15 protein-coding genes are annotated in these 15,175 nt (G+C 70.4%); 3 read left to right on the top strand and 12 right to left on the bottom strand.

The window, feature by feature from the left end; translation table 11 throughout:
- Nucleotides 1-304: 304 nt before the first annotated feature.
- Nucleotides 305-1,618: an MATE family efflux transporter gene (locus ACZ6Z4_RS28010; protein WP_465570148.1), complete on the top strand. Its 1,314-nt coding sequence runs from the start codon at nucleotides 305-307 to the stop codon at nucleotides 1,616-1,618.
- Between the two features lie 17 nt (nucleotides 1,619-1,635).
- On the opposite strand, the gene ACZ6Z4_RS28005 is transcribed toward ACZ6Z4_RS28010, so the two are convergent.
- The 10 genes from ACZ6Z4_RS28005 to ACZ6Z4_RS27960 all read right to left on the bottom strand — a co-directional run bounded on the left by ACZ6Z4_RS28005 (nucleotide 1,636) and on the right by ACZ6Z4_RS27960 (nucleotide 12,461).
- On the bottom strand, nucleotides 1,636-2,652 hold the full coding sequence (locus tag ACZ6Z4_RS28005; RefSeq protein WP_465570145.1) for a tryptophan--tRNA ligase: 1,017 nt from the start codon (nucleotides 2,650-2,652) through the stop codon (nucleotides 1,636-1,638).
- Nucleotides 2,653-2,692: 40 nt separating this feature from the next.
- On the bottom strand, nucleotides 2,693-3,061 hold the full coding sequence (locus ACZ6Z4_RS28000; RefSeq protein WP_465570143.1) for a DUF4913 domain-containing protein: 369 nt from the start codon (nucleotides 3,059-3,061) through the stop codon (nucleotides 2,693-2,695).
- Between the two features lie 76 nt (nucleotides 3,062-3,137).
- Nucleotides 3,138-5,066 (bottom strand): type IV secretory system conjugative DNA transfer family protein, encoded by a 1,929-nt coding sequence (locus ACZ6Z4_RS27995; protein ID WP_465570142.1) that lies wholly within the window; start codon nucleotides 5,064-5,066, stop codon nucleotides 3,138-3,140.
- Nucleotides 5,066-6,679 carry an ATP/GTP-binding protein gene (locus ACZ6Z4_RS27990; RefSeq protein WP_363670322.1) on the bottom strand — a complete coding sequence of 538 codons (1,614 nt, stop codon included), beginning with the start codon at nucleotides 6,677-6,679 and terminating at the stop codon, nucleotides 5,066-5,068. Before ACZ6Z4_RS27990 ends, ACZ6Z4_RS27995 begins: the two co-directional genes overlap by 1 nt.
- A gap of 16 nt (nucleotides 6,680-6,695) precedes the next feature.
- Nucleotides 6,696-8,216, bottom strand: coding sequence for an SCO6880 family protein (locus tag ACZ6Z4_RS27985; RefSeq protein WP_465570140.1), 1,521 nt, complete (start codon nucleotides 8,214-8,216; stop codon nucleotides 6,696-6,698).
- Entirely contained in the window at nucleotides 8,191-9,732 is a 1,542-nt protein-coding gene (locus ACZ6Z4_RS27980; RefSeq protein ID WP_465570138.1) for a hypothetical protein, read from the bottom strand. Before ACZ6Z4_RS27980 ends, ACZ6Z4_RS27985 begins: the two co-directional genes overlap by 26 nt.
- A gap of 1 nt (nucleotide 9,733) precedes the next feature.
- A complete protein-coding gene (locus tag ACZ6Z4_RS27975) occupies nucleotides 9,734-10,654 on the bottom strand; it encodes a type IV secretion system protein (RefSeq protein ID WP_465570136.1) in 921 nt (306 codons plus the stop codon).
- On the bottom strand, nucleotides 10,654-11,502 hold the full coding sequence (locus ACZ6Z4_RS27970; RefSeq protein ID WP_465570134.1) for a DUF8175 domain-containg protein: 849 nt from the start codon (nucleotides 11,500-11,502) through the stop codon (nucleotides 10,654-10,656). Before ACZ6Z4_RS27970 ends, ACZ6Z4_RS27975 begins: the two co-directional genes overlap by 1 nt.
- Before the next feature lie 50 nt (nucleotides 11,503-11,552).
- Nucleotides 11,553-11,819, bottom strand: a complete 267-nt coding sequence (locus ACZ6Z4_RS27965; protein ID WP_363670333.1) for a TrbC/VirB2 family protein — start codon at nucleotides 11,817-11,819, stop codon at nucleotides 11,553-11,555.
- 12 nt (nucleotides 11,820-11,831) lie between these two features.
- Nucleotides 11,832-12,461, bottom strand: a complete 630-nt coding sequence (locus ACZ6Z4_RS27960; RefSeq protein WP_363670336.1) for a DUF6668 family protein — start codon at nucleotides 12,459-12,461, stop codon at nucleotides 11,832-11,834.
- Nucleotides 12,462-12,711: 250 nt separating this feature from the next.
- Between ACZ6Z4_RS27960 and ACZ6Z4_RS27955 the strand changes: the two genes are divergently transcribed.
- Together ACZ6Z4_RS27955 and ACZ6Z4_RS27950 are read left to right on the top strand one after the other, a co-directional pair.
- Nucleotides 12,712-14,112 carry a hypothetical protein gene (locus tag ACZ6Z4_RS27955; protein ID WP_465570130.1) on the top strand — a complete coding sequence of 467 codons (1,401 nt, stop codon included), beginning with the start codon at nucleotides 12,712-12,714 and terminating at the stop codon, nucleotides 14,110-14,112.
- Nucleotides 14,109-14,354 (top strand): hypothetical protein, encoded by a 246-nt coding sequence (locus ACZ6Z4_RS27950; RefSeq protein ID WP_465570128.1) that lies wholly within the window; start codon nucleotides 14,109-14,111, stop codon nucleotides 14,352-14,354. The genes ACZ6Z4_RS27955 and ACZ6Z4_RS27950 overlap by 4 nt, the downstream gene beginning before the upstream one ends.
- Nucleotides 14,355-14,415: 61 nt before the next feature.
- Here ACZ6Z4_RS27950 and rplI read toward each other — a convergent pair whose 3' ends face one another.
- The gene (gene rplI, locus ACZ6Z4_RS27945; protein ID WP_465570126.1) at nucleotides 14,416-14,862 is read right to left on the bottom strand and encodes a 50S ribosomal protein L9; all 447 of its coding nucleotides are present in this window, start codon (nucleotides 14,860-14,862) and stop codon (nucleotides 14,416-14,418) included.
- Between the two features lie 14 nt (nucleotides 14,863-14,876).
- Entirely contained in the window at nucleotides 14,877-15,110 is a 234-nt protein-coding gene (gene rpsR, locus ACZ6Z4_RS27940; RefSeq protein WP_012924539.1) for a 30S ribosomal protein S18, read from the bottom strand.
- Between the last annotated feature and the right edge of the window lie 65 nt (nucleotides 15,111-15,175).

The raw sequence follows: 15,175 nt of genomic DNA, 5'->3' as shown, positions 1-15,175 counted from the left end.
CCGACAGTTTTGCCCGAGCCACCCAAGCCCCCGAGTCGGGCGGACGGCGCCGGTCACGCGACGGTACGCCGGAAGCACCGCGACCCGGTAGCCGAGTGTCCACAGGGGCTGTGCAAGACCTGTGGGAAACCCCGCTCACCCCTGTGCACAGGTTGGGAACAACCCTGTGGATATCTTGGCGAAAAGATCCACAACATCCCTCTGACCTGCGGTTTCGCCAACCCACAGGTGTGGAGGAGAAAAAGATTCGAGACAGTTCGGTCCGCTGCGTTGTGCACAGCCTCTGTCAGGCACAATAAGGCCCGTGCGCCTTACCAGCAGTCAGGACCGGGAGATCCTCCGGCTGGCGGTGCCGGCCTTCTTCGCCCTCGTCTCCGAGCCGCTGATGCTGCTGGCCGACTCCGCCATCGTCGGCCACCTCGGCACCCCGCAGCTGGCCGCGCTCGGGATCGCGGGCACGATCCTGCAGACCCTCGTCGGCGTCTGCGTGTTCCTCGCGTACGGCACGACGTCGGCGGTCGCCCGGAGGATCGGCGCCGGCGACCACAAGGGCGCGCTCGCCCAGGGCATCGACGGCCTCTGGCTCGCGCTGCTGCTCGGCGTCGTACTGGCCGCCCTCGGCCTCCTGCTCGCGCCGTCCGCGATCGGGGCGTTCAACCCGTCGCCGGACGTCGCCGACCACGCGGTGATCTACCTGCGGATCAGCTGCCTCGGCATCCCGTCGATGCTGCTGCTGCTCGCGGCCACCGGCGTACTACGTGGGCTGCAGGACACCAAGACGCCGATGATCGTCGCGATCACCGCCAACCTGCTGAACATCGTGCTCAACCTGGTCCTGGTCTACGGCCTCGACCTGGACATCGCCGGCTCCGCCCTCGGTACGGCGCTCGCGCAGACCGCCGCCGGAGTCGCGCTGGTCGTGGTGGTCGTGCGCGGCGCCCGCCGCGACGGCGCCAAGCTGCGCCCGGACTTCCCCGGTATCCGCGCCTCGGCGCACTCCGGCGTACCGCTGGTCGTCCGCACGCTGACGCTGCGGGTCGCGATCATCCTGGCCACCTTCGTCGCCACCTCCCTCGGTACGACGTCCGTCGCCGCGCACCAGGTCGCGTTCACGCTCTGGTCGTTCCTCGCGCTCGCCCTGGACGCGATCGCGATCGCCGCGCAGGCGCTCACCGGCCGCTCGCTGGGCGCGGGCGACGTCGAGGGCACCCGCGCGATCACCCGCCGGATGATGTGGTGGGGACTGTGGTCAGGGCTCGTCGGCGGCCTCGCGTTGTGGGGCCTGCACACGATCTACGTGCCCTGGTTCACCGAGGACCCGGCCGTCCGGCACTCGCTGTCGGCGGTGCTGCTGGTCGCCGCGCTCTGGCAGCCGGTGAACGGCGTGGTGTTCGTGCTGGACGGCGTACTGATCGGCGCGGGCGACGGGCCGTACCTGGCGGTCGCCGGTGTGATCGCGCTCGTGCTCTACGTCCCGCTGGCGCTCAGCGTGATCTGGTTCGACGGCGGCGTCGTGGCGCTGTGGTGGGCGTTCGGCGGGTTCATGCTGCTCCGTCTGCTGACGCTGGTCACCCGCGAACGCCGTGACGCCTGGCTGGTCACCGGCGCGGTCCGCTGACCGCGCCGGCCACACAGCTACTGCGAGATACCGACCGCGTCCCGGACCCGGTCGAGCACAACACGCGCGCGGGCCCGGGCCCGGACGGCCCCGGCCTCGAGCAGGTCGTCCAAGTCGGAGCCCGGCGCCATCAGCGCGTCGTACCGGGCGCGGAGCGGGCCGATCTGGGTGTTGATCACCTCGAACAGCTCGTTCTTCAGGTCGCCCCAGCCCATCCCGCCGGCCTCGAGCCGCTTGCGGGTGTCGGCCAGCTGCTCCGGCGTCGCGAACTGCTCGTAGATCAGGAACGCCGACGAGCTGTCCGGGTCCTTCGGGTCCTCGACCGGGGTGCTGTCGGTGGCGATCTTGCGGACCAGCTTCTTCAGCTGGTTCTCCGGCGCGAACAGCGGGAGCGTGTTGCCGTAGCTCTTGCTCATCTTGCGGCCGTCGATGCCCGGCAGGGTCTTGGCCGCGTCGTCCTCGGGCAGCACCAGCCGCGGGACCTTCAGCTTGTCCTCACCGAAGAGGTGGTTGAAGGTGCCGGCGATGTCGGCGGCGTACTCGACGTGCTGGGACTGGTCCTTGCCGACCGGGACCACGTCGGAGTCCATCAGCAGGATGTCGGCCGCCATCAGCACCGGGTAGTTGTACAGGCCCATGTTGACGCCCGCGTCGAGGTCGGTCTTGCCGGCCTCCTGGTTCTTGTCCCGGGCCGCCTTGTACGCGTGCGCCCGGTTCATCAGGCCCTTGGCCGCCACCGTCGACAGCACCCAGTGCAGCTCGAACGTCTCCGGTACGTCGGACTGCCGGTACATCGTGATCCGGTCGGTGTCGAGACCGGCCGCGATCCAGGTGGCCGCCACCGAGCGCGTGTAGTGCCGCAGCTGCTCGGCGTCCCGGAGCACGGTCAGCGCGTGGTAGTCGGCGATGAAGTACATCGCGTCGTAGGAGTCGGCCAGCTGCAGCGCCGGCCGGATCGCGCCGATCAGGTTGCCGAGATGCGGGTCGCCGGTCGGCTTGATCCCGGTCAGCGACACCGGACGTGCGGATTCCATAACCATGTCTCTATTCTCCCAGAGCCTGCCGGCTGCTGGATCAGATGCTGGGTTCGCGCTGGTCGTAGAACAGGCCCTCGGGCGGCGGCACGGTGGCCAGCGGGCGCGCGGTGTACTCGCTGTGCGCGCCGCGGCAGCCCGCGAACGGGCCGTCGGGGTTGAGCAGCACGTGCATGTGCGGGTCGGCGTGGTCGCGCCACCAGACCGACATCCCGGTCGCCGGGTCGAGCCGCAGGTGCTCCCAGGCCCGCCAGATCGAGTCCAGCCGGCTGAGCGCCTCGGCGTGCCGGAACCACTCCGGGCACCAGACGAAGGTCTGCCCGAGCCGGCGCGCGTACAGGTAGACCAGGCGGTCCTCCACGAAGGCCGCGACGTGCGGGTAGTACAGCTCCATCACGTCGTCGTCCATGGCTCTCCTCCTGGGCTGCCGTCCGGCCGGACGGTGCGACCACGCCGGTCACACCGCCTTGGTGCACTCCACATTGTCACCCGCGCCGGTCGTTCGGGTTCGGCGGGCTCCACTGCGCCTGACCCCACTGCTGCTGCGGCTGCTGCTGCCCCTGCGGCGGTACGGCGGGCTGGTTGTCCGGCGTCGCCGGCCAGGTCGCCTGGGCCGGGCCGAGCGGGTTGTGCTTGGCCTTCTGGCCGGCCGCGATCCACGGGTTCGACGCGCCGCCGGCCGGGCCCGCGGTCGAGGCCGCGCCCGGGTCGAACTGGGCCAGCGACGCCCGCACCGAGGCGGCGTCCGGCCGGGCCATCCACGGGATCGTCTTGATCATCGTGGCCGGCGTCCCGGAGGCGAAGACGACCGCGCGGCCGGGCGGCATCGAGGTCAGGTCGGAGACCTCCATGATCGCGTGCCGCTGCACCTGGCTGCTGTGCGAGCGCTTGCCGCCCTCGTAGGAGACCGTGTTCGAGTTGATGTCGTACTCGCCGATCAGCTTGCTGAGCCGCTCCAGGAAGTTCGAGTCCGAGACACCGCCGCCGTAGACGCGGATGTTGGCCGAGGACCAGAGCTTCTCGATGCCGTGCTCGCCCCAGCACTCCACGCCCTGGGCCCAGGACTGCAGGATCGTCATCAGCACGATGCCGCGGGAGCCGAAGTGGCTGTAGAGGTCGGGCAGGTCCTTCCAGCGGCAGACGTTCGCCGCCTCGTCCAGTACGCCGACCAGCGGCGTGGGCAGCCGGCCCATCGGGCAGGTCTTGGCGTACTCCTCGGCCGCCTCGACGATCGCGACGGTGAGGCCGGCGACCAGCGGGCCGGCCGTACCGGTGCCTTCCTTGGACAGGCTGTACAGGGTGCCGCTGCTGCGGACGAACTCGTGCGGGTCGAACTGCGGCCGGTTGTCGCTCGGGCCGTTCGGGTTCACCCACTTGGCGACCTTGCGGTTCAGCAGGAACTGCACGTTCGGCTGCGCCGTACCGAAGACGCCGGCGCGCTGCTTGTCCGGAAGGCTGTAGAGGCTGGCCATCTGCTGCGCGGGCAGCTCGTAACCGGGAGTGTTGTCGAGGATGCGGGCGGGCTCGTCGTTGAGCTGGTCGGCGAGCCACAGGTAGACCTGGTTGATCGGCCGCTTGGCCAGCGCGGCCGCGAGCAGCAGCCCGGCCAGCAGGTCGGCGGCCACGGTGTCGAAGTAGGCGTCGGAGCGGGCGCCTTCCTGGCGCTGGCTGTTGACGATGTGGTCGGCGAACTGCCGGGCCTTCACCTCGTCGGTGACGTAGCTCAGCGGGTTCCACCACCAGGTGGGCTCCTCGTCCGCGACGCCCTGCGGGTCGAACACCCAGACCTGCCCCTTGGCGCTGCGCGGCCCGCGGCTGGAGTCGACGATGTCGCGCTTGTTCGAGGTCGCGATCACCGCACCCGGCGCGTCCAGGATCGCCGGTACGGCGCGGGTGGTGGTCTTACCGGTGCGCGGGCCCCAGATGTCGATGTGCATGTCTTCCCAGGAGCCGAACAGCTCGAGGTCGTCGCGCACCGTGCGGCCGATGAAGACGCCCGGACCGGCGTGCCCGGCACCGAGCCGGTTCGCGGTCTCCTGCGCGCCCTCGCGGAGGATCTTGCGCAGGTCCTTGCGGTTCGACATCAGCTGCGCGTGCCGGTCGACCCGCGACTTGCTGCCGCTCCGGTTGCGCAGCAGCATGAACAGGCCGGCGCCGAGCGCCGCCACGACGACGATCTCGGCGACCAGTACGACGGTGGCCGCGCCCGGCCACTCGTAGTCGCCGGAGATCAGGTCGATCGGCACCGACAGCGGGTTCCCGCCCGGCTTCTTGTCGCCGCTGATCGCGGCCCCGAGCGAGGCCGCGACCCAGGTCCCGACCGAGACCAGCGCGACCAGTCCGATCACGGCGAACAGCGCGATCGCCTCGGGCGAGATCGCGGCGCCGCCGGTGCTCTTGCGTCCCTGTGCCATCAGTCGTCAACTCCGCTTCGGGCGACCACCCGGGTGGTGGGGTCGGGCGGAGGCAGCTGGGCCGGGTCGTCGAAGGTGTACTCGGCCACCACCTCCTCGGTCCCGTCGTCGGCGATCTCCACCTTGAGCGGGCGGCCGTCGGCGCCGGTCTTCCAGAGCTTGTTGGTGTCGTTGATCTCGCGCTCGACCGAGGTCAGCCCGACGTGCACCGGGATGCCCGGGCGGCCACCGACCTTGACCAGGAAGTTGCCTCGTCCGGGCGGTGCCGCCTCCTCGCCGGTGGCCGGGTCCCACGCGGGCGGGTCCTGCCAGCCGATGAGCATGTTCTGCTCCTCCTCCGACATCGGCACCACCTCGGTGAGGTTCTGCATCTCGGCCCGCGGCAACCCGCCGCAGATCACCATGCCGGAGCGCTCGACGAAGCCCTTGGCCTTCATCCGGTCCTCGGCGTGCTCGAGCGCCAGCAGGTCGGACATGGTGTGCGAGATCATCGCCATCCCGACACCGCGCTGCCGGTTCAGCCGGGTCAGGGCGTCGACCCGGTCGACCAGGCCGCGGCCGGCCCGCAGTACCCGCCAGAGCTCGTCGAGGATGACGAAGTAGTGCCGCCGCGGCTCGAGGCCGGCGTCGGCCAGCGCCTGCGAGACGGCGACCGCGCCGAACCCGTACGACCAGCAGGCCAGCAGGACGGCGGCCTGCAGGTTCGTCTCGGAGTCGTCGATGTTGGAGACGTCGAAGACCACCGGCCGGTCCAGCTTCATCGGGTGGTCGGTCTGCTCGGAGAAGATCTCGCCGAGCCGGCCGCCGCCGACCAGACCGATCAGCGACGCCTCCAGGCCCTCGGTGATCTGCCGGTACCGGTCCAGGCTGCCGCGGTCGAGGGTGACGTTGCGGACCCGGTCCGGCGCGTCCTGGACGACCTTGAGCAGGTCGCGCAGCACCGGCGTGCCCTCGTGGCGCTCGTCGAGCACCTTGAGGGCCTCGTCGATGATGGTCTCCTCGCGGTCGGTCGGCGGGGCCGACCGCATGATCGAGATCAGCGCCGAGACCATCGTCTGCCGGCGGCCGTGCGCGTCGGCCTCGATCGCCTGCCGGGCCGAGCCGGTCAGCCGCAGCGCGGCCTGCCGGGACTCGCCCGGGTCGAGCACGTTCAAGTGGCCGCGGCCGCGGCCGAGCTGGATGACCTGGCCACCGAGCGCCTCGATCAGGTCCTTGTAGTCGGGTTTCAGGTCGCCGAGCACCAGCGGCATCACGCCGTACCCGGCCAGGCCGAGCGCCATCCGGCGGGTGATCGTGGACTTGCCCAGACCGGGTTTGCCGAGCACGAACATCGACGGGTTCGAGATCAGCTTGGCCCGCATGAACCAGCTGATCGGGTCGCAGCACATGGTCGCGCCGGAGATGATGTTGCGGCCGATCGGCACCCCGACCATCGGGCTGCCGGTGCCGGCCGCGAACGGCCACATCCCGCAGACCTGCACGGTGGTCCCGCGCCACTCCGCCGGGGCCTGCAGGTACGTCGAGTAGCCGCCGCCCATCCCCGGCCAGCCGCGCGGCATCGGGCGGCGGCCGCCGCGGCTCGGGTCGACCGGCTTCTTCGGCTTCTTGCTCACGAGCTCTCCCGTCGGCTCACAGCGCTTCCCGCAGACCCGCCGGCACCGACAGGTGGCTCTGCATCACGACACCGAGCGGCAGCCCGGCGACGAACGCGGAGTCCTGCGACCCGTACGCCGGACGCAGCAGCACCCGGGCGGTGGCGCCGAGGTTGTCGATCGCGGCGACCATGTCCGGCAGCTGCTCGGCGGTCATCACCGTGCCGGTCACGACCATGCCGAAGTTCACCAGGCCGGCGCCGCGGGCCTCCTCCTGCGCCGTCCGGTCGGCAGCCCGGGCCTCGGCCATCGAACGCGCCGACGGCCGCGAGGACGCGGTCGCGCGGAAGGACGCGTTGCGCTTGTCGGCCTCGACCATCCGGGCCGCGGTCGCGGCGTCCAGCGGCCGGTAGAGCAGGGTGACCCGCTTGCGGTCGATGTCCGGGTGCGGCCCGACCAGCTGGGACAGCACCGAGGAGAACACCTCACCGCGCGGCGCCTGCGTCATCTGCCAGGTGATCGACCAGGCGCTGTCGTGCCGGTACTTGTCCCAGAACGACTGCGCACCGGCCGGGCCGACGTCGGTCCACTGCAGCTCCGGCGCGATGCCCTGCCCGCGCGCCTCGTCGATCAGTACGGCGGCCGCTGGGTCGTAGGCGATCCGGATCGTCTCGCACAGCTCCTGCGCGGTGACCGGCCGGGCCGCGCCCGCGCCGGTCGAGTTCAGGCTCTGGGTCAGGGCCGGCAACCGGGACGCGAGCTCGCGGCCCATGTCGTCCTCCTTGCGCCGCTTCCCGTTCCGGTCGGTGCCCTTGAAGGTCAGCGCCACCCGGGCCGACACCAGCGCCGAACCCTCCGGGTAGGTCTGGATCACCTCGGCGAGCATCGCGCGGGCGATCGCCGGCGTACCGTCCTGCATGTTCTGCGAGACCTCACGGCGCAACCGGATCCCGGTGTCGGGCGCGGTCTCGACTGTGACCGAGGCGGCGACGATGCCCGGCTCGTGCCCGAGCGAGGCCAGCCACTGCCCCCAGTGCGCCACCCAGACGTCGACCTGGTCCTCGTCGACCAGCGAGGCGCCGTCGGGCTCGGCGTTGATCACCACGGTGAAGTGCCGGGTGCTCGGGTAGAACAGCAGCGCGAACGGCCGGCCGTAGGAGTCCTGGTACTCGCTGAGCTGGGAGGCCGCGGCGAGACCGGGGAGCTGGAACTTGCCCCACGCCGTACGGCCGAGGGGTCCGGATCGGTAGACGTTGTGCCTGGCCATCTTCGCTCGCTGCCATCCAATTCGGGTCGAGAGCCTCTGCAGGGCGGAGTGCCCGTGCTTGTCCTTGGTCATCAGCAGCAGCAGCGCCGTACCGACGATCAGCAGCGACACCAGCGCACCGCCGATCCCGCTGGCCAGGGTGGCGATCATCGTGATCACCAGGCCGAACATCATGATCGCGGTGCCGAGAGTGCCCATCCCGGCGATGCCCGCGGAGGCGGGCGCGCGCCAGTTGCCGTATGTCCTGGGCGCCGTTCGTACGCTGTCAGCCGCTGCCACTTGGTCCCTCATCCATCGCGCTGTCGTCGCCGATTGCCTCGCTGCTCACGTCCTTGGCGGTGTCGATGCCCTTCTTGACGACCGCCGCGGTGGCCACCACCGCGATGCCGACCGGGCCGGCCGCCGCACCCGCACCGGCTGCCGCACCGCCGGCCGCCGCACCGCCTGCGGCACCACCGGCCGCTGCGCCACCGCCTGCTGCTCCTGCGCCGGCACCAGCACCGGCACCACCGCCGGCTCCGGCACCTGCGCCTGCGCCTGCGCCGCCTCCGGCGCCACCGCCTGCGCCACCACCAGCGCCGCCGCCTCCACCGCCGCCGCCTCCTCCACCGCCACCACCACCGCCGCCGCTACTGCCGCTGGCTTGGCCGGAGTTCTGCGAGCCGCGCGGGCCGGAACTCGGCGGGGAGGAGTTGCTGCTGCTGGAGCGCCCGACGTTGCGGGAGCCGGACGGGCCGTCGCTCTCGCTCGAGGTGCTCTTGCTGGCGCCGTCCGCGAGCTTGTCGGCGCCGACCATCTTGGCCGCCAGGCCACCGGCCCCCGCGGCACCGGCGGTCGCGGCGACCATCGGCGCCACGAACCGCATCAGCGCCGGCATCGCGAACAGCGCGAGCACCAGCATCGTCACGCCGGTGATCATGTTCATGATCGCGGTCCCCGGGTCCTGTGCCGTGAACGCCAGCGGGCCGTTGCGCTCGCCCTCCTCGAAGGCGGCCCCGGTCAGCTTGATCGCGGTCGCGTAAACCAGCGCCGCGACCGGTTTGTACAGGATGAAGGCGACCAGCCAGCCGAGGATCCGCTTGAACCAGTTCCGGCCCATCTCGGTGTTGGTCGCGGCCGCCGCGACCGGCAGTACGCCGAGCAGCAGGATCAGCATCGCGTACCGGACCACCATCAGCACGACCTGGATCACCGAGGCCAGCAGCGTCAGGATCGCGATCGCGATCATCAGCCCCGGACCGAGCAGACCGCCCTGGGCGACCGACAGCCCGAACAGCACGATCATCGCGTCGCCGAACGCCTGCTGGCTGCCCGCGCCGATCGTGCAGGTCCACCCGGTGGTCGCGTCGGTGTTCAGCGCGGTGGAGACGATGCACTTGGAGAAGGTGTCGCCGATGCTGATCAGCAGCTGCGCGAGGCCGATCGCGAGGGTGGAGGCGACCGCCAGCGTGAACAGGGACTTGAGGACGTCACGGGCGGCGTCGCCGCGGTGCGACCAGGCCATCTGGGCGCCGCCGACGATCACGCCGATGATCGCCGCGAAGATCGCCAGCCAGGCGGTGTGCTCCCACAGCCAGCCGACCGTCGCGCTGTCCGGCCGTCCCTGCGTGTCACCGACGGCGGGCGTCTCGATGAAGACCCAGAAGGTCCCGATGGTCCCCATCACACTGCCGACGGCCTCGGCCAGCTCACTGAGAATCGGATCGAAGATCAACTTAATCAACGCCTCGACTGCGGGGGTGAGGGCATCCAGCAGGAAGTCCCGGATACAGGCGTCCCAGCCGTCGTCGCACAGGAGTGCCAGCACGTCAGCCTCCGGTCTTCGGCGAGACGAAACGCAGGATGGCCGGCAGGGCGACGACGGCGAGCATCATCATGGCGACGCCGGTGATCACGGCCAGCGTCTCGTCCGTCGCGCCTTGCGGCGTACCGATCAGCGTGATCGCGGCCGCGTAGATGATCGCCGCTATCGGTTTGTAGAGGATGAACCCGGCCAGCCACGAGACCGACCGCTTGAACCACATCATCCCGACCTCGGTGTTGGTCGCCGCCGCGGTCAGCGGCAGGATCCCGACCAGCAGGATCAGCATCCCGTACCGGATCACCATCAGGGCCAGCTGGATGATCGAGGTGACCACCATCAGGATGCCCATCACGATCACCAGCATCAGCCCGACGCCCTCGGTCTTCAGCGGGTTCACCAGGATCTCGCCGATCCGGGTGGCGAACGTCGACACCTCCGGCGTCGGCTTGCCCGGGATCGGCTCCGGCGGCGGACCGGCCTTGATCGCCGCGTCGACGATCCACTCCGAGAAGCTGTCCGCGACCTGGATCAGCGCACTGGCGAAGGCCACCGCGCCGGCCGAGACGATCACCATCGTGAGCAGGCTCTTGACGATGTCGCGGACCGCCTCGCCGCGCTGCGCGAGGGCCATCCGGACGCCGCCGACGATCATCGCGATCGTTGCCGCCAGCACCAGCAGCCACAGCGTCCGCTCCTGGACGAAGGCGACCGCGCTGTTGTTGCCGAACTGCGGGGTGTCGATGTCGATCCAGAGCGTGCCGACCGCCTCCATCACCATCTCGACGGCCTTGATCACCACCGCCTTGATCGCGTCGAAGATCAGGTCGAACAGGCTGCCGATCGCCCACTCCAGCGCGTCGCCCAGCTTCTCCGAGATGCAGTCGCCCCAGTCCCACGGCGCCCAGGAACAGCCCAGCGAGATCATCAGGCGCCCCCGAACCGGACGTAACCCTCGAGCGACTGCAGGACGTCCGGCGCGACCGCGCCGTTGAAACTGCCGTCCGGCTGCAGGACCAGCTTCCAGTCGTTGTCCTGCCAGAGCAGCGTGACCGGCAGGCCGGCCACCTTCTGGCTGTCCAGCCGGACCGCGATCGAGATGATCGTCCGGTTCGGCAGGTAGTCGATCACCTTGAAGCCGGTGAACTGGGAGGTCTGCCCGGTGTTGCGCGGGGTCGGGGAGGTGCGGACCGCCTTCAGCGCCAGGGTCCGCCCGTCACCGGGCGCGATCCGGGTCCGCAGGACGGCCTCGGTGAGCTGCGGGTTGCGGATCTGGCCGAGCGTCACCATCGCGGCCAGTACGGCGCCGGTCGGCGAGTGCGCGAAGCAGGAGCGCAGCCCCTTGGCGTCCTGCACAGCCGGTCCGCCCTGCGCCTGCAGGGGAATCAGCATGTTCGTCTCGAACTGCCAGCTGACCGCTCCCGGCGCCTCGCGCGGGATCCGCTGCGGCGGGTTCTTCGCGCGGCAGCCCCCGGTACCGTTCGGGGTGGCGGGCACCGACGGTGTCGAGCTGGGCGGGTCGGGGGTGGCCGGTGGTTCGGTGGGGTCGTCGGACGAGTCGTCGGTCGGCCCCACCTGGGTGGGCGTGACCGACGGGCTCTGCCGGCTGTCCGGCGTACCGGACCGGGCGCCGCCCGCGACCAGCCAGACGACGAGACACACGACGACCGCCCCGATGACGATCGCCGACGCGACGAAGCCGCGACTCTCCCAGACCGAGGCGTCGTTGCCGTCGTCTCCGGAACCGGAAGAGTCGCGTCCACTGAACCAGGCCATCGTGGATCAGCCCCTGGACGAACCGTGCAGGGCGGTGCGCGGCGGGGTCGTCATCCGACGATGGTGTTGACCAGCGCCGAGGCCGTACCGATCACGATGCAGCCCGCGAGGACCCAGCCGAGCCGGGCCGCGTGCTCGCCGCCCTCACCACGGCGCTGGCCGATCGCCATCATGGCGCCGGCGACGATGACACCGAGGACGCAGACCGCGATCGCGATCGTCGTCACCCAGCTGACCACCGTGTCGACCTTGTCGGTGACGTCGTCGGGCAGGTCTTCGACGAGCGGGACGAGCAGGTGGATGGTCTTTGCCAACATGAACAGAGCCTTTCAGTACGGGGCGGGGTAGTCCGCTGGATTTGACGCGCGAAGAGCGTAGATGGATTCGAGAACTTCGAAAACCTCGTCAGGGGTGTTGTCCGGCGTGGGATCCTCCCCCCTTCGCCACTCCTCGATCCAGGGGATGTCCCACACTCGGGGAACACCGCCGCCGACGATGTCGGCGAAGTCGTCGAGCACCCGCGGCAGCCGGCCGGGAGCGTCCGCGATCAGCACCAGCCCCAGCACGGCGACACCCTGGACCACCCCGGAAGCCCATTCGATCGCCGCGCGCTGCGCGGCCCGCAAACCCGACCCGTGCGTGCGCGCGACCAGGACGACGGGAGTCGGCACCGGTGGCGGCGGGATCGGCCAGCGGTGCCCGGCCGCGCGCGTACCGGGCAGCAGCTGCGACATCGTCGACTCGCCCGCCCCGCCGTGCACGCCGACCCACCACAGGGTGTCGGCCGCGGGGATCGCGAACTTGGGCAGCCGCTGGTCCTCAGCAGGCGCCGGTACGCCGTGCTGCGGCGCCGACGGCCCCCGTGGACCCGCCTCGGGGCCGGGGCCGGCCGCGGACTGCTGCGGCCCGGGTGGCAGCGGCTGCTGCGTCGTCCACGGGTTGTGCTGCGGTTGCGTCATGACCCCTCCTCTCGCGGCGTGTCACGGGCTGTCGCCCACAGTATTGTCTCGCTAACGGGGTACACGGGCGTGACCCATCCACAGGCGAGGATGTTTCTACCCCCTTGTCGGGGTCAGCCGAGCCTGCCGGCTCGGGGCTTGGCATGCCTGGGCGGCAGCATGTGTTCGGTAGGTGTTGCAGGCGGTCGCCATGCTAGAACGAGACCCCGTGAAGCCGACGATCGAGGGAGTTCCGTGGCCTGGATGAGTGGTGACCGTGGCTGACAAGGGCATCCCGTCCTGGCCGAAGGTCACGATTCGGCTGTACGACGACCACAACGCCGAGGTGAAGATCGCCGGGCGCAGCCACCCGGTCAACCACCACGACCCGCGGCAGGCCGCGATCGCGCTGATCGCCGAGCGGGCCGGGCAGCTCGGCCGCCCGGTGAAGGCGACCGCGATCGACTCCGACGGGTCGTCGTGGCCGCTGGTGATCCACCCCGACGGCCAGGTCGACGCGATCGAGGTGGCCCCGAAACGCAAGCCGATCTGGCCGATCGTCGCCGCGGCCGGGCTGGCCGTCGTACTGGTCGGTGGGACGACGGCGTACCTGCTGGTCGGGCGCACCCCCGCCAAGCCGAAGCCGTCGGCGGTGAAGATGCTGCCCGAGCTGCCGTTGCCGCGGATCGTGCCGGACCAGTTCATCGGGCGGCCGGCGCCTCCCGGGTGGACCGGCAACGCGAGCTGGACGGTCGACATCGCCGACGGGTCCGCGCCCGTGGTGTCGCCGGACGGCAGCGAGGTCGCCGTGCTGACCGAGGAGCAGAAGCTCGTCGTCCTGGACAGCAACGGGAAGGTGCTCTACCAGGACGAGCTCCCGAAGAACGCGAGCGATCCGGTCTACACCACCATCGACTCCAAGCCGGTGCTCGCGATCGCGACGCCGAAGGAGCTGCGCTACTACCCCGGCGACGGCGTCGAGCCGACGTCGATCGAGCTGCCGGACGGCGCCGACGTGCAGTTCTTCGGGACGTCGCCGCTGATCACGTTCGGGGACACCAGCGCGAGCGTCGTCAGCAACGGCGAACTGCACACGGTGGAGAACCAGCCGCGCTTCTCGACCGTACTGCTGGCCGAGGGCGACAAGGCGCTGATCGCGCGGTACGCCGGGCCGCTCTACTGGAGCCAGACCGGGAAAGACCTGCAGCAACTGACCTTGAAGCCGCCGGCGGGCGCGACGGGAATCAACCACATCGCGATGGCGAGCCCGGGGCGCGCGCTGGTCATCTGGAACACGAAGAATCCGGACGCGGTGATCCCGACGGTGAGCTCGACCGCCGACGGGTCGGTCGCGGCAGCCTGCCAGGCGGTGGATCCGCGCCGGGTGTCGAGCTGGAAGTGGGTGCCGGACCCGAGCGGCAAGGTCGCGGCGTACGGCGAGTGCATCATCGACTTCATCGGGCGGAAGACGACTCTTCGCGAAGATTTCGACCCGTTGTCGGTCACCGGTACGACGATCTACGCGAACTCGGGCGGGAAGCTGTCGTCGATCGTGCCCGGTGGCGGGAAGCTGACCGAGCTGCCGAAGAACGCGGCGCGGCCGTGGGGGATCGCGGGCAACCGCGCGATCGTTGTCCACGGCACCGTTCTGTACGCCTTGGACAAGAAGTGAAGGCCGGACGCTGGGCGCTGGTCGGCGCGTCGGTGCTTCTGGTGCTGGCACCTGTGTCGGCCGGAGCGGCCGGGTTGGAGGACGAGCCGCGGCCGAGCAGCTGGCCGACCGTCGACAAGCCGAGTGGGTCGATCAACTCGTCGGACCCGCGGCCGGTGAGTCTGCCGACGGTGAAGAAACCCGCGAACGCACAGGGCAGCGACCCGCGCCCGGCGAGCTGGCCGACGGCGAAGAAGGAATGACATGACACAGGGCCCGGACTCCCTGAGGAGTCCGGGCCTTGTCAGTACTACAGGTGGAGCGTCAGACCGCGACGACCTCGAGGCGGACCGTGGCGGCCACGTCGGGGTGCAGCTGGATCGAGACCTGGTGCTTGCCCGTGGTCTTGATCGGCGAGCCGATCGTGATCGCGCGCTTCTCGACCAGCGGGCCACCGGCGGACTTGATCGCACCGGCGACGTCGGCCGGGGTGACCGAGCCGAACAGGCGACCGGTCTCGCCGGCCTTCACGTCCAGCGTGACGCCGAGCTGCTCGAGCTGGTTCTTGACCTCGCTCGCGTGCTCCTTGCCCTGGATCGCCCGGGCGTCGCGCGCCCGCTTGATCGACTGGATCTGCTTCTCGGCGCCGCGGGTCCAGCCGATGGCCAGCCCACGCGGAACCAGGTAGTTGCGGCCGTAGCCGTCCTTCACCTCGACGATGTCGCCGGGGTTACCGAGGCCCTCGACCTCCTGCGCAAGGATGAGCTTCATGGTTCGGACCTCCCTCAGCGAGCCGTGCTCGTGTACGGCAGCAGGGCCACCTCACGAGCGTTCTTGATGGCGGTGGCGACGTCGCGCTGGTGCTGCACGCAGTTCCCGGTCACCCGGCGGGCGCGGATCTTGCCGCGGTCCGAGATGAACTTGCGCAGCAGCGCGGTGTCCTTGTAGTCGACGTACGTCGCCTTGTCCTTGCAGAAGCCGCAGACCTTCTTCTTCGGCTTCCGGATGATTTTGGCCATTGTGGTGCTCTCCTCCTAGCAGAGCCCGGCACGGGTGCCGGAATGGTCAGAGTGACAGTGAGATC

This window comes from Kribbella sp. NPDC104740 (assembly GCF_055583505.1).
The sequence above is the reverse complement of the archived record's forward strand: the minus strand, read 5'-3'. Positions and strand labels throughout refer to the sequence as shown.

Bases quoted from the DNA above. Each gene is read 5' to 3' on its own strand.
- ACZ6Z4_RS28005 (WP_465570145.1), bottom strand. From the start codon at position 2,652: ATGGAATCCGCACGTCCGGTGTCGCTGACCGGGATCAAGCCGACCGGC.
- ACZ6Z4_RS28000 (WP_465570143.1), bottom strand. From the start codon at position 3,061: ATGGACGACGACGTGATGGAGCTGTACTACCCGCACGTCGCGGCCTTC.
- ACZ6Z4_RS27995 (WP_465570142.1), bottom strand. From the start codon at position 5,066: ATGGCACAGGGACGCAAGAGCACCGGCGGCGCCGCGATCTCGCCCGAG.
- ACZ6Z4_RS27985 (WP_465570140.1), bottom strand. From the start codon at position 8,216: ATGAGGGACCAAGTGGCAGCGGCTGACAGCGTACGAACGGCGCCCAGG.
- ACZ6Z4_RS27975 (WP_465570136.1), bottom strand. From the start codon at position 10,654: ATGATCTCGCTGGGCTGTTCCTGGGCGCCGTGGGACTGGGGCGACTGC.
- ACZ6Z4_RS27970 (WP_465570134.1), bottom strand. From the start codon at position 11,502: ATGGCCTGGTTCAGTGGACGCGACTCTTCCGGTTCCGGAGACGACGGC.
- ACZ6Z4_RS27965 (WP_363670333.1), bottom strand. From the start codon at position 11,819: ATGTTGGCAAAGACCATCCACCTGCTCGTCCCGCTCGTCGAAGACCTG.
- ACZ6Z4_RS27960 (WP_363670336.1), bottom strand. From the start codon at position 12,461: ATGACGCAACCGCAGCACAACCCGTGGACGACGCAGCAGCCGCTGCCA.
- rplI (WP_465570126.1), bottom strand. From the start codon at position 14,862: ATGAAGCTCATCCTTGCGCAGGAGGTCGAGGGCCTCGGTAACCCCGGC.
- rpsR (WP_012924539.1), bottom strand. From the start codon at position 15,110: ATGGCCAAAATCATCCGGAAGCCGAAGAAGAAGGTCTGCGGCTTCTGC.